This is a genomic window from Nocardia sp. JCM 38205 (genome assembly GCF_058222935.1).
Genome location: NZ_JBYHFL010000002.1, coordinates 550,709 through 564,625 on the forward strand (window position 1 = coordinate 550,709; position 13,917 = coordinate 564,625).

Below are 13,917 nucleotides of genomic sequence, written 5' to 3' on the forward strand. Positions count from 1 at the left end.
ATGTGCAACGCCCTCGGGCCGGTCAACGGATGTTCCGGCGCCCACATTGCGGGTCCGCCGCCACGCGGGCCCCGTTGAGCATCCGAAAATCCTGGGGGTAACCCCAGGGTTCATCCCTCGTTGGTTCGCGCCCCTGCGGGCCGATCAGGCGGTAATGAGTCATAGGCCGACATGAGCGGCGTCAGTGGGTACGAGCGCGCGGCGCCAACGGGACTGAGTGCCCGTAGAACGAAAGAGGCCGGCAGCACGTATGCTGCCGGCCTCTCGACGTCTCTGCCGAGCGTAGAACCTAGTTGGTGCGGATCCGCAGGCCCGGGTTGTCCGAGAGCACCACGCTGACGGGCTGCGCGAACAGCTGCGGGGTGTTGCCGGTGAGGGCGCCGATCAGGTTGGGGATCTCGCAGACCGGGAAGTCGGCCACCGAGGAGGCGCTCGAAATACCGAGGGCCAGACGGCCGGTCACGATCGGGCCGCCGCTGTCGCCGGGCAGGGCGCAGATATTGGCCGAGAAGCTCTGGGTGAGCTGGCGGTCGCCGACCTGCACGGTCTGATCGACGGCGTTGACCACACCGCAGCTGAAGCCGGTACGGGAACCGGACTTGCAGACCGGGGCGCCGACGACGGGCGTCGCGACACCGTCGACCAGGATCGGAGCGGCGCCGGGCACACGAACAGCGTTGTTGGCGAAGCGATCCCGGGCCTGATCGGCGATGCGGACGATGGAGTAGTCCTGGTTGCCGAGCACGGACTTGCTGAAGGTGCCGAGCTTGCCACCGAGCTTGTCGCCGGGCAGCAGCTCGTGCACGGCGGCGGCGTTACCGCCGCCGGCGCTGGCGATGTCGGGGTTGCAGTGGCCCGCGGTGACGTTGACGGTGGCACCGTCCCGGTCGACGCCGTTGAAGCCGAACGAGCAGCGCAGCGAGGTGCGCCCGGCGACCGAGGCGTAGCCGTCGCCACCGGCCAGCGAAGCGCCGGTGACCTCGGCGATCGGATCGGCCGACGGCAGCGCCTCACCGGCGACCGGCGGGGCCATCACGATGACGCGGGCCGGGTCGACGAAGCTCGGCATCGGCAGGCCGGGCTTGTCCACCCGCACCGCGATGCTGTTGTTGACGGTGTCGATGACGACGCCGCGCACCAGCGAGGCCACCGGCTCCGGCTGTTCGTCGAGCCAGCGTTCGAACGCGCTCTTCTCGCCACGCAGCGCGGACTGGCTCTTGGCGACGTTGCGCACCTCGAATCCGGCGGATTCGGCGGCCGCGCGAGCCTCGTCGATGCCGGAGCCCGGCGCGAGGGCGACGACGGCCTTGCCCGCGTCGTCGAGCCACGCACCGCCGAACACCTGCGGGAACTGCCGCTGCGCGGTGGCCGCGAACGCGGCGACCTGCTGGGCGAGGTCGGCGCGGCGCAGGTATTCGTCGGCCGAGATCTTCAGATCGCGGGAGACCGCGGTGATGAGCTCGGCGGGCAGCCCGGGTTCGGTGTCGGGCTGGGCTGACGCGACCGCTGCGGTGGGGCCGAACAGCAGGATCGCGGCCGAGGCGGCGATCGCGGCTTTTCGCATCCCAGTCCGTTGCGGAGCTGTCCGGGGCGACCGGAAATGACCTATGCGTGGCAGGAGCATGACCAGACTATATGGGCTCCAGCCTCCGATGCCTACTTGTTCGGCCGACCGGTTTGCTCGAATCCGGACAGATCAGGCGGGGTACGGGGCCGGATACGGCGCCGAGTTGTAGGTCGCCACTGATCTTGTGCCGATGACCTTGTCGGGCGCCACGAAAACCGCCGACCGCCACGAGTACAGAGTCGCCGCGCCCGCGATACCGCACCGTCGGCGCTACCTGAGCCGGCAGCCTCGGCGAAAACGCGGACCGGGCCGCCCGCACGCCGACATTCAGCGCTCGGACGGCCCGGGACCGTGTTCGTAAAGCCTTGCGGCTCAGCCCGCGTTCGGGCGGGTGCGCACGGTGATCCCGCTGCCGACCCCACCACCGGCGGAGGCGTTGATGTCGGCCAGGATCGGCCGGATCGGGATGCCGAGGGTCGCGGTGCCGCCGTACTGGGCCAGCGCGATATTGGCTTCGTCGCAGCTGGGCGCCTCGGCGGCGTTGGAGCCGCTGGTGATGCCGAGGGCAAGGGTGCCCGAGACGATCGCGCCGCCGCTGTCGCCGCCGAGGGTGCAGGCGGTGCTGGCGAAGCCGCGCACGGTCTTGGACTCACCGTCGGCGGTGAACAGCTGCGTCTCCACCCGATCGGCCACCACGAAGCCGCAGGTGAAGGTGGACGACTGGCCCGACTTGCAGACCGGGGCGCCGATCACCGGATCGGCGATGCCGGTGACGGTGAGGGTGGTGCCGTTGGCGCCGCGCACCGACGGCTGGTCCATGCCTGCCCGCACCGCGCGGTCGTTCAGCTTGATGACCGAGTAATCCAGGCCGCTCTGACCACCGAGGTTGGCCCGCACGAAGGTGCCGAGCTCCGGGCTGGCCGGAATGTCACGCACGTTGGGCATGTAGACCCCGGCCTGCTGATCGCCCTTGCCCAGATTCGGATTGCAGTGTCCGGCACTGATATTGAGCGCGTTACCAGCGGCGTCGACGCTGTTGAAGCCGAACGAGCAGACATCGACCCCGCGCAGCGCGGTGTCCTTCAGCGAGCCGGGGGCGCTGATGTAGGTGTCGCCGCCCATCGGGCGACGCTCGACCGGGCCGCCACCACCCGGCGAGAGGATGACCTTGACGTTGGCGATCAGCGTCGGCAGGTTCAGCATGTGGCCCACCGGGGTGTTGGCGACGCTGAGCACGAGCTGGCTGTTGAGGAAGTCGATGGCCACCGAGTTGATCGCGCTCGACAGCTCGTTCGGCAGCGTGCCGATCCACTGATTCAGCTGGGTCAGCGAGGTTTCCAGGTTGTCCGCCGAGACCGGGGCCAGGCGGGTCTGGTAGCCGTCGGCCGCCGCGATCTTGGCGGCGTCCGGCGAGGTGACGGCGACGACCGGCTTGCCGTCGGTGCCGATCCAGGCGCCGGCGAACGCGTCCGGGCGTTCGGCGCGGAACTCGCGGGCGTAGCTGCTCAGCTGCTGGGCCCGTGCCGAACGGTCGAGATACTCGGTCGGGGTCATCTTCAGGTCGCGCGAGATGGCCTGGACCAGCTCGGCCGGTAGCTCACCGGGTTTCAGCTGCGGGGCCTCGGCCACGGCGGGGCTGGTGCCGAACATGGGGGCGAGGAGAACGGTCGAGGCGATGGCAGCTTTGACCGCGGCGCGACGCGCCACCGACTTGCGCATGAAGTCCCTTCGTCGGCACAGATGTGCCAGGTAATCCGTGGCCACGGGCAGAATCCGTTGGCGCACAGCCTACGTGGAGCTATGAACCGGTGGTGCGCGGGATACCGCTGTGACCGGTCAGCGGATCACTTTATGCCACACATCACACCCGTCGCCACTTGGTCGGCGATTATCGGCGGGTGCCGGGGATTTCCAGCGCGGGCGGCAGCGGCAGCTGCGGCATCGGCTGGAACGGACGGGTGGTCGTCGTCGTCCGGCTCGGGCTGGTCGACGAACTGCCGGTGCTGATGGGCGGCTCCGAGGTGGGCGGGGGCGGCGGTTCGCTCGGCGGCGGCTCGGGCGCGGGCTCCGGTTCGGTCGTCGGCGCTGCCGTCACCGGCGGCTCCTCGGTGACCGGCGGGGCCACGGTGGTCGGTGGCGGTGCGACCGGAAGCGGGCCGGGCGGCGGTGCGGGCGGGGTGGGGCTCGCCGTCACCTGTTCGGATTTGGCATCGGGTATCGGCGGAATGGGGGTGCTGTCGTCCTCGCGGAAGAGCACCGCGACGCCGATGCCACCGAGGATCAGACCCACGAGCGCCGCCACCGCGATCAGCACGGGCGTGCGGCTGTTGGCGGCCGGTTTCTCGGCTGTCGCGGCCGGTTCGGCGGGTGTGGTCTCGGGGGCGACCGCGGCCATCTCGGCCGCCATCTCGGTGGCGGGCGGCTCGGCGATCGGGATCGCGGCCGAATACGCCTGCGCCGTCGGCTCCGGAGCCGGGACCGCGGGAATCACGTCGGTGTCGAGGGTCGAGTTCTCGGCCGTCGCCGGATCCGGCGGGGTGTTGCCCGCGGGCGTGGCCAGCACCGCGGTCAGTGCCGTGGCGGCAGCACCGTAGGCGTACACCCGGGCCGGGGTGTCGGCGCCCGCGTCGGCGGGCAGTTCGCTCGCCGCGGGCAGTTCGGCCTCGCTGACCAGCACCACCGAACGCAGACCCAGATAGTCGAGAGCATCGCGCAGGGCGGTGACCTGCTGCTGCGGCCAGTCGCCCGGATGGGTGGCGTAGAACTCCGCGGCGCCGTTCAAATGGTCGGCGGTGAGATTGATCAGGCAGAACAGGGCAGTGGCCACCAGGTCTTCGGCCCGGTAGGCGGGTCCGTCGTCGACCGAGATCCCGGCCGGGTCGCCGACGGCTTCGGCGAATCCGGTGATGGTGTGGGTGTGCCCGGCCGGCGCGGTGCCGCCGAGTTCGGCGTCGCCCTCGTCGGACATGTGCAGTACCGGCTCACGGACGATGTACTCCGGCTCGCCGTCGTTGGTCACGATCGCCGCGGTGCACTCCTCGGCGGCGATACGCAGGCCCACCCCAGTGGCCATCCTCATGTCCTCGCTTCGGCGTCCTGCTCGATCCGGATCGTTCCGCGCGACGGCCACACCAGTAGCGGGCCGTGTCCCATTGCGCTGAGCATCGACAATAACTCTGCTCGGGACCCGGCACCGATCCGGCGCCGTATCCGGGACACATGGTGCTCGACGGTTTTGGCGGAGATGTAGAGCCTCGACCCGATCTCGCGGTAGGTGAGGCCGAGCAGCAGCAGCTCGGCGACCTGCTGCTCGCGGTCGGTCAACGGGGTGGGCGGCGTGGGGTTCGGCTGCGGCGTCGGCTCGGTGGGGACGGTCGTGTGCATGTGGTGGCCGGCCAGCGCCCGGCGATCGACGATCGCACCGGGATCGGCACCACTCGCCACGGCCGCCGAGTAGAGGCGCACCGCCTCGACGCCGCCGGCGCGATCGGCGGCCGAGACGAGGAAGTCGGCCAATCGCGGATCGCGTACCCCGGAGTCGGCGAACAGCATCGCGGTGTCCGGGCGCAGCAGGCCCGCGTCGAGCCGAGTGATGAGCAGCCGCCGCTGTACCGTGACGAATCGCTGGACGCCGAGCTGGGCGCGCAGCGGATCGACGGCCGCCGCGAGCAGCAGATCGGCGTCGGTCACCAGGGCAGTCGCCCTGGCCCGGTCGACGAGATCCTGGGCGGAGGCGAAATCGATATCGAACACCTCGGCCAGCTCACTCGCATCGAGGCCGGTGCCCGCGCTCGCGACGGCCAGGGTGTCGAGCAGCTCCGGTGCGAGACCCGCGAGCAGGTTCGTGGCCCAGCCGGCGACGGCGAGGTCCACCGCGCCGACCGCGGCCTCGCGGCGGGCCGCGCAGGCAGCGCGCAGGGCGGCGACGATGCCTGCCCGAATCCCGCCGGTACGGGCATGGATGTATTCGGCGAGCGGGCGCGGCACGAGCAGCCCGAGTTCCCGCGCGAACGACATCAACTCCGGCAGGCCGAGCGTGCGCAGTTCGATCACCCGGCCGTGCCCGGCCAGTGTTTCGGTGAGGGCGCGCAGGTCGGGGTCGTGCGGGCGTGGCTGCGCCGCGACGACGACGGTGTGGCGGCGGGCGCCGACCACCGCGCTCAACATCTGCATGTCATCGGCGGTGAGCAGGTGGATGTCATCGATGAGCACGGCGCGCCGGGCCGCGGCCTCGTGCTCGGTGTCGGCGAGCAGACGTTTCGGCAAGGTCGCCAGATCGTCGAACACCTTGACGTTGTGCGAGGTCAGCAGGTCGCGGGCGGCGCCGAGCAGCGCGGATTTCCCGGTGCCTGCGCGGCCACGGACCAGGTAGACCGGTGGTGGGCCGTCGCGGCGGTTCAGTTCGCGCAACATCGCCTGCGCGAACGGCATGGACTCGAATCGGTGGCCGGGCCCTGGGTCGGCGCCACGGCGCTCGGCCGACCTGAACCCGGCCGGCGGCTGTGTGCGGGTGACGGCGGTGTCATCGATCGCGCCGGACCGCGCGGCGGTAAGGGCGGCTACGTTCGCCGCCGGTGGATCGGTGTCCGGTGGTGAACCGTTGCGTCTCGGTCGATTCGTGTTGTTCGCGATCTCGGCTGTCATCTGAACCCCCGTTCGAGCCTAGGCGTAGTGCGCACGGCGTTCGAGTGTTTGCGTCCTCCCATCGACGATTTCGATCTCGGCATCGCCGCTGTTAACGGCCCGCCGGGCGTCAGACCAGCAGCGATCCGTACCCCATCGCGCGCAGCATGGCCAGCAGCTCCGAGCGCGAACCAGCGCCGAGGCGCCTGCGGATCCTGGCGACGTGATGTTCGACGGTCTTGGCCGAGATGTAGAGCCGGGCGCCGATCTCCCGATAGGTCAGGCCGAGCAGCACCAATTCGGCGACCTCGCTCTCCCGGTCGCTGAGCAGCCCGTCGTCGCCGGTGTCGGCGCTGGTGGCGGCACGTCGTGGCGGGGTGATCGGGGCGAGCGCCGACGGACGGGCATCGGCGCGCACGGTGCGCGCCAACTTGAGCAGCGAGGTGGCGGTGGCCGAATCGGGCGCGGCCAGCGCGGCGTCTCCGGCCAAGCGGGCCGCGTCCCAGCTCAGCCCGATCGCACCGAGCGCGGCCACCGCGGCCTCCACCCGGTCGGCGCGCACCTCGCCGCGCAGCACCAGCACCCAGGTGCGGCCTGCGTCGGCGAGGGCGCCCGCGTGCCGGTCGCCCGACTCGGCGGCGGCCTTGAGCGCATGAGCGTGCGGCAGCAGTTCGTCCGGGCGCTCGCGAGCGATGGCGGCCTGCACGCCGTACCAGTGGAACAGGTTGGCCCAGGCCGGCGGATGGCCGAGCCGGTCGAGCAGTGTGTTGGCGCCCTCGACGAGCGCGGTCATCCGGTGTTCGTCGTCGCAGCGGATGCTCGCCAGCCATAGCTCGCCGATCGGGAGCAGCGTGAGCAGATCCGCCTCCACCTCGTCCAGCAGCGGTTGGGCCGCCTGCCAGGCCTGAGTCAGCGCGGCCTGATCACCGCTGCGCCGGGCCAGACCGACCGTTGCGGCATGGCCGAGCAGCGCGTCGCGGACGTCGAGGCGATCCCAGTCGACGGCGGCGAGGGCGGTGGTGGCGCCGGTTTCGTCACCGCAGGCCAGGGCCGTCCAGGCCGAGAGCACCGGCAACTGGGCGCCGCTCGCGTTCGCCCGGCGCAGCGTCTGGGCGGCGCGGGCCGGATCCCCGGTGCTCAGGCAGAGCAGGGTCGCGGCCGCGGTGGGAGTGCACGGCGCGAAGCGGGTGGTGGTGGAGTGGGTGGCGCGCACCAGGGTGGCGATCGCGTTCGCGGTATCGCCCGGACGTCCGTGCAGGGAATGGCCGAGCGCCTCGGCGACGAGCCGGATGGGGGTGTTCGCTTCGGTCGGGGGCCAGCGGCCCGCGCCTGTCGCCATGGCCGCGGCCGTCTCGGCGTCACCGGAGAGGTAGAGGACCGCTGCGCCTTCGGCCCACTCGGCGCCCGCGCGCTCGGGACCGAGCCAGGCGTAGAGGCGCGCGGCGCGATCGGTCAGGCCGCGCCGAGTCAGGATGCAGGCACAGAGGCGCACGGCGGCAGCGAGATTCGCGACGGGGGCGTCGTCGCGGGCGAGCAACGGTTCGGCCAGCCGCAGCGCGGTGTCGTAATCGCCGTCGTGGGCCGCGGCGTGGGCCCAGCGCACCGCAATGGCGTCGCGGTTCGCGCCGGCCTGCGCGGCCGCGGCGTAATAGCGGACGGCGTCGTTGCCGTTGTTCTCGGCTGCGGTGCAGAGGAATTCGGCCAGGCGCGCGTCGCGTACGCCGGATTCGGCCAGCAAGACGGCGGTGTGATCGCGCAGTAGCCCGGCATCCAGGCGGGCCGTGAGTAGATCGCGCTGAATCGTCAGGAAGCGTCGTTCGCCGAGTAGTGCGCGCAGCGGCCGCACGGCAGGCGCGAGCAGCAGATCGGCGTCGGTGATGAGGGCGGTGGCCCTGGCGCGGTCGATCAGATCGCGGGCGGTGCCGGCATCGACGCCGAGGACCTCGGTGAGTTCGCCTGCGTCCAAACCGCTTCCGGTGGTGGCGACGGCCAGCGTGTCGAGCAGGGCCGGATCGATATCGGTGAGGACCGTCCTCGCCCAGCCGTCGACCGCGGCGTCGACGGCGTCGATGCCCGCATCGAGGCGGCCCTGACTGGCCGCCGCCAACGCCGCCACCACACCGCCGCGGATCCCGTCGGTCTGCTTGTGGATGTGCGCGGCCACGGCACGCGGCACCGACAGACCGAGTTCTCTGGCGAACGGGGCGATCTCGGCGACACCGAGTGGGCGCAGCTCGACGACTCGACCGCGCCGCAGGGCCGCGTCGAACAGGGCCCGCAGCCGCGGATCGTGATGGCGGGGGCGGCCCGCCGCGACGACGGTGCATGCGCCGGAATCGATGGCGGCGCGCAGCGATTCGAGCTCGGCGTGGTCGAGCACGTCGACGTTGTCGACCACCAGGGCCGCGCCGGCCGGGGCACCATCGTCACCCGGAGTGTCGAAGACCTTGACGCCCCGCTCGCGCAGTCTGGCGCGCACCGCCTCGAGCAGCGTCGACTTACCCGTGCCGGAACGTCCCCGGATCAGATGCACCATGGGCGCTTCGGAATCCAGTTCCCGGAACAGCTCCCGGGCGCAGGGCAGCGTATCGAAGGCCGCGGCCGGTACCGGTTCAGCCACCGGAACCGCCGAGTATCTCGCCCGGCGCGCGCAGCACGGTGCCCACGGTGCCGCCGACACCCTCGACGGTCTCACCGAGCGTGTCGGTCAGGCCGTCGGTGGGTAGCTTCGGCGTCTGCGCCGGCGGCTGCTGCGGGGCCGGTGCCGGTGGTTGCGGAGCCGGCCCGGGCGGAGGTGATTGCGGTCCAGGCGGCGGGGCTTGCGGCGCGGGCGCGGGGGCTTGGGGTGCGGGCTGTGGCGCTTGGCCCGGCCCGGGGGCAGCGGGCGATGGTGCCGAACCGGCCGGACCGGCGGGGGCACCCTCGCGTTGTGAGTTGACGACGGTGACCGCCCCCGGCGTCGAGGGGTTCGCTTGACCGGCACCATCTTTCGATGTCCCGGCATCGGCGACGGTGCCTGCGGTGCCGCCGGTGGCCGCCGATCCAGCTCCGGCGGTGGTCGGCCCACCGGCCGTCCCGGGCGTGCCTGCCGTCGATGACGAGGTGTGCTCAGGGGCGGCAGGATGCTGGGTGCCCGTCCCGGCGCCCGTGCTGACCGCGACGGTGCCGGTGGCGAGCAGCCCGAGGGCGGCCGCGGCGGCCGCGACGATGGCGATCCGGCGCCGGCGAGTTCGGGCAGCTCCCGGCTTGCGGGTGTCGACCGGGAGGGGGAGCGGGGTCGGTGCCGACACGGGGCGTACCGACTCGGTGGCCGGCTCGTCTGACTCGTCGGGCAGGTGGCCGATCGCGGCGAACGAGACGGTTTCGACTGCCGTGTCGGCGAGATCGGCCGCGAGGGCCGACGCGCCGAGAGCACTGGTGTGCGCCGGCTCGGCGGCCGAGACCACCGGAAGGCCGAACTCGGAGGAGATCAGTTCGGCGAGCAGCCCGATCGCACCGCCACCGCCGGTCAGCAGAACCTGGTGGACGTCACCGATATCGATGCCGGCGCGATGCACCGCGTCGCGGATCAGGTGCATGGAATCGCGCAGCGGAGCGCGGAGTAGATCTTCGAGTTCGTCGCGGACCAGCCGGACCGTGGCGCCGTCGGGGCCGGTTGTGACCACGGTCGCGGTATGTGTGGAAAGCTCTTCTTTCGCAATTTGGCAGCGTTCCCGGAGGGCCGACAATTCGCGTTCGACGGCGGGGTCGAAGGGGTCGGCATCAATTCCGGTGGGAGCGTTTGCCAGCACATAGCGCATGGTCAGCAGATCGAATTCGGCGCCGGCGATATCGGTCGAATGCGCCGGAGCGCCGAGCAACTCGATTCGATCACCCGTGCGCACCACCGAGACCGTCAGGCCGGTCGCGCCGAGATCGTAGACGAGTACGGCGCCGTCGCCGGTGGTCCGGCCCGCGGCGCACGACCAGCGCACTGCCGCAACGGGTTCCGGTATCAACGCGACATCGGCCGCGCCCGCGTCGTCGAGCGCGGTGCGCAGCACGGACACGGTGTGCGCGGTCCAGTGCGCCGGATGGCAGGCGACCACCGTCGCGCCGGGGGCGGCCGACTCCTCGACGAGACGCGTGATTGCCGTGGCTACCAGGTCGGATGCGGTATGCGAGGTGCCGTCGTCGGCGAGCATGGGCACCGGGTCGCCGACTCGCGACACGAAACCGTCGATCCGCACACCGGGCGCGTGCCTGCCGCCGTCGATGGCCTCGGTGCCGAAGAGCGCGGGCGCGCCGGGAACTAGGCGGAGCACGGTCGGATGGGTCAGCACCGAGGCGCTGTCGATGCCGGGTTCGCCGTCCCGGCTTGCCAGTACGGCAACCGAATTCGCCGACCCGACGGTAATGCCGAGCGCCAGACGCTGTGTCATGCCGAAGATCCCCATTCGAACCGAGTGCCGCTGCCGATGCCGAGATTGTTTGATCAGGAAACGAATCGGGACGCTGCCCGACTCAACCCGCATGTCGGTTGCTGCGTGTCCGCTGTTACCGGCTCGGGGCGATACGGGGAATTTCCCCTAACCGATCGAATGCCCCTAATGGGTGCCGGGCCGCGAATGTGGGGCTTTGCCCCGTTCCGGAGTAACGACTCGCGTCCCTAGCGTGAAATGCATTCCAACGACCGCGGATCTTGGTCCGCTGAGCCCAGGAGAAGATTCTCGATGACACCCAACGCGATTCTCGAGTTCATCCTCGACCTGCTGCGCGACCCGGAAGCCGCGGCCGGCTACTGCCTCAACCCCTGCCAGGCCCTCGCCTCCGCCGGGCTGCCGGACGTCACGCCAGAAGACATCACCGCCGTAGCCCCGATGGTCGCCGAATCGGCCCTGGTCAGCGGCGGCTCCCAGCTGACGGCGATCATCGCCGCCGGCGCCCAGGCCGCCGCAGGCGCCGCCATCGGCGCCGTGGGCGCGGTAGGTGCCGGAGCGGCCGCAAACGCAGGCCTGAACCTTGGCGCCGACCTCGGCCTGAACCTCGGCGGCTCCGCCGACACCGACCTCGACATCGATCTGGGTGGTGGTGCGAATACCGGCATCGACATCGATCTGGGCGGTGGCGCGAACACCGGCATCGACCTCGACCTGGGCTCCGGCATCGACCTCGGCGGCGGCGCGCACACCGGCATCGACCTCGGCGCGATAGTCGACGGCGCCATCGACACCGGCATCGACCTCGGCGGGGATCTGTCGGGCGGGATCGGCGGTGCGATCGATACCGGTCTGGACCTGGGTGGTGACCTCGCGGCCGGCATCGGCGGTGCGATCGATACGGGCCTGGAGCTCGGTGGTGGTCTGGCCGGCGGGATCGGTGGTGCGATCGATACCGACCTCGACGCGGTGCTGGACGGCGCGATCGACACCGGGCTCGACCTCGGAGCCGGCGTGGGCGGCGTAGCCGATGGTGCGATCGACGCAGGCCTCGAACTGGGTGGCGACCTGGCCGCAGGAATCGGCGGAGCTGTGGATACCGACCTCGGTGGGACCGTCGGCGGCGCCATCGACACCGGTCTGGATCTTGGTGGTGAGCTGGGCGCGGACCTCGGCGGCGCCATCGGCGGCGGGCTGGACCTCGGGGGTGACCTCGGCGCGGGTGTCGGCGGTGCTGTGGATACCGGTGCGGAACTGGGTGGTGACCTCGGCGCGGGCGTGGGTGGCGCGATTGATGGCGCGATCGATACCGGTCTGGATCTTGGTGGTGAGTTGGGCGCGGACCTCGGCGGCGCCATCGGCGGTGGGCTGGACCTGGGGGGTGACCTCGGTGCGGGCGTCGGCGGGGCTGTGGATACCGGACTGGAGCTCGGTGGTGACCTCGGCGCGGGCGTGGGTGGCGCGATCGATGGCGCGCTCGATATCGGTGCGGAACTCGGCGGCGACCTCGGGGCAGGCATAGGCGGGGCTGTGGATACCGACCTCGGTGGGACCGTCGGTGGCGCGATCGACACCGGTCTGGACCTTGGTGGCGAGCTGGGCGCGGAACTGGGTGGCGATCTCGGGGCCGGCATCGGCGGTGCTGTGGATACCGACCTCGGTGGGGCCGTCGGTGGCGCGATCGACACCGGTCTGGAACTCGGTGGCGAGCTGGGCGCCGACCTCGACGGTGCGATCGACACCGGGCTGGACCTCGGCGGTTCCGTCGGCAGCGGGCTCGAACTGGGCCTCGGCGGCTCGTCGGACGCAGGCCTGGAACTGGGTGGTGAGCTGGGTGCGGGACTCGGCGGCGCGATCGATTCCGGTCTGGACCTCGCTGGCGACCTCGGTGCGGGTGTCGGCGGCGCGATCGATTCCGGTCTGGAGCTTGGCGGCGACCTCGGTGCAGGCATCGGTGGGGCTGTGGATACCGACCTCGACGGGAGGGTCGGCGGTGCCATCGACTCCGGTCTGGAGCTCGGTGGTGAGCTGGGGGCGGGTGTCGGTGGTGCTGTGGATTCCGGTCTGGAATTCGGGGGTGACCTCGGTGCGGGTGTGGGTGGCGCGATTGATGGCGCGCTCGAGACTGGTGTGGGGCTCGGCGGTGACATCGGTGCGGGGATCGAGGCCGGTGCGGGTGGCGTCGTCGGCGGCGGTGGTGAGCTGGCGGCGGGTGTCGGTGGTGCTGTGGATGGTGCTGCGGATCTGGGAGCGGAGTTGTCCACAGGGGCTGCGGGTGCGGTCGAGGCCGGAGCCGATCTGGCCGGCGCCGTTGGCGCGGGACTGGACGGAGCTGTGGATGCCGGTGTGGGGCTCGGCGCCGGAGTGGGCTCGCAGCTCGAGGGCGCGGTGTCCGGTGGCGCCGAAGGTGGGGCGCAGGCCGGCGCCGATCTGGGGGCGACGATGGCCGCTGGGCTGGGGACAGTGGTCGGTGCCGGGGCCGAGATCGGTGGCGGTGTGAGCACCGGACTCGAGGGCGTCATCGAGGGTGGGGGCGAAGCGGGCACCGGGCTCGAACTGGGTCTCGGCGGATTGTTCGGTGGGGAAACCGACCTGTCCGCGGGTGTGGATGGCGCTGTGGAAGCTGTGGGTGAATTCGAGAGCGACTTCGGCTCGAGCGCGGGCGCGGGCCTGGAGTCCGGGTTGTCCACAGGTGTTGATACCGCCACAGGCCTCGGTGCGGGTGTGAGCGCTGCGGCCGACGCGGTGACCGGTGTCGGCGGACAGCTGGGGACAGGCCTCGAAACGGGGTTGTCCACAGGCGTCGGCGCAGCCGGTGACCTCGCTGCCGGTGTGAGCGGCGCGGTTGACGGCGTCGCGGGCGCCGGTGCCGAGCTCGGCGGTGGGCTGTCCGCGGGCGCGGATGCCGCGGGCGAATTCGATGGACAGCTGGGGACAGGTCTGGAGACCGGTGTCTCCGGCGGCATCGATTCGGCGATCGGAGCCACCGGTGAGCTGGGTGCCGGTCTGGAGACCGGCCTCGGTGGCGCCGCCGGGACGGTCGGTACGGATGCCGTGGCAGGCTTCGGTGGCTCCGTCGACGCCGCCGCTGACTCCACGGCCGACCTCGGGATGTCGGCGAGCTCCGGCATCGACTCCACCGCGAGCACCTGGTCCACCGTCGACGTCTCCAGCGCCTTCGGTTCCGGCCTGGACGGTGGCCTCAGCGGTTCGGGTGAGTCCGGCCTGTTCGCCGACACCGGCGCCGCGGCCACCTCGCCCACTGCGGACGACGACGCTCTGCTCTGACCACGACGGTCGCACCGAGAA

Annotated in this window: 6 protein-coding genes and 1 pseudogene; 1 reads left to right on the plus strand and 6 read right to left on the minus strand. The window is 71.5% G+C overall.

Going from position 1 to position 13,917, the window contains the following annotated elements:
- Positions 1 to 289: 289 nt before the first annotated feature.
- From AC4HOU_RS09315 to AC4HOU_RS09340, 6 genes and pseudogenes are all read right to left on the minus strand, one after another.
- Positions 290 to 1,564, minus strand: coding sequence for a S1 family peptidase (locus AC4HOU_RS09315; protein WP_163816056.1), 1,275 nt, complete (start codon positions 1,562 to 1,564; stop codon positions 290 to 292).
- A 375-nt stretch (positions 1,565 to 1,939) separates the two neighbouring features.
- On the minus strand, positions 1,940 to 3,286 hold the full coding sequence (locus AC4HOU_RS09320) for a S1 family peptidase (RefSeq protein WP_163816133.1): 1,347 nt from the start codon (positions 3,284 to 3,286) through the stop codon (positions 1,940 to 1,942).
- Positions 3,287 to 3,455: 169 nt separating this feature from the next.
- Positions 3,456 to 4,640, minus strand: coding sequence for a hypothetical protein (locus AC4HOU_RS09325; RefSeq protein WP_490724369.1), 1,185 nt, complete (start codon positions 4,638 to 4,640; stop codon positions 3,456 to 3,458).
- A 2-nt stretch (positions 4,641 to 4,642) separates the two neighbouring features.
- Positions 4,643 to 4,900 (minus strand): annotated as a pseudogene (locus AC4HOU_RS09330) (helix-turn-helix domain-containing protein); the annotation flags it as partial.
- A gap of 1,420 nt (positions 4,901 to 6,320) precedes the next feature.
- The gene (locus tag AC4HOU_RS09335) at positions 6,321 to 8,810 is read right to left on the minus strand and encodes a LuxR C-terminal-related transcriptional regulator (RefSeq protein ID WP_490724370.1); all 2,490 of its coding nucleotides are present in this window, start codon (positions 8,808 to 8,810) and stop codon (positions 6,321 to 6,323) included.
- Complete coding sequence (locus AC4HOU_RS09340; protein WP_490724371.1) at positions 8,803 to 10,611, minus strand: Hsp70 family protein; 1,809 nt, start codon at positions 10,609 to 10,611, stop codon at positions 8,803 to 8,805. The genes AC4HOU_RS09335 and AC4HOU_RS09340 overlap by 8 nt, the downstream gene beginning before the upstream one ends.
- A gap of 291 nt (positions 10,612 to 10,902) precedes the next feature.
- On the opposite strand from AC4HOU_RS09340, the gene AC4HOU_RS09345 reads away from it, so the two are divergent.
- The gene (locus AC4HOU_RS09345; RefSeq protein ID WP_490724372.1) at positions 10,903 to 13,896 is read left to right on the plus strand and encodes an IniB N-terminal domain-containing protein; all 2,994 of its coding nucleotides are present in this window, start codon (positions 10,903 to 10,905) and stop codon (positions 13,894 to 13,896) included.
- Positions 13,897 to 13,917: the final 21 nt, after the last annotated feature.

Excerpts from the sequence above, each read along its gene's own strand:
- AC4HOU_RS09315 (WP_163816056.1), bottom strand. The coding sequence starts at position 1,564 with ATGCGAAAAGCCGCGATCGCCGCCTCGGCCGCGATCCTGCTGTTCGGC.
- AC4HOU_RS09320 (WP_163816133.1), bottom strand. The coding sequence starts at position 3,286 with ATGCGCAAGTCGGTGGCGCGTCGCGCCGCGGTCAAAGCTGCCATCGCC.
- AC4HOU_RS09325 (WP_490724369.1), bottom strand. The coding sequence starts at position 4,640 with ATGGCCACTGGGGTGGGCCTGCGTATCGCCGCCGAGGAGTGCACCGCG.
- AC4HOU_RS09340 (WP_490724371.1), bottom strand. The coding sequence starts at position 10,611 with ATGACACAGCGTCTGGCGCTCGGCATTACCGTCGGGTCGGCGAATTCG.
- AC4HOU_RS09345 (WP_490724372.1), top strand. The coding sequence starts at position 10,903 with ATGACACCCAACGCGATTCTCGAGTTCATCCTCGACCTGCTGCGCGAC.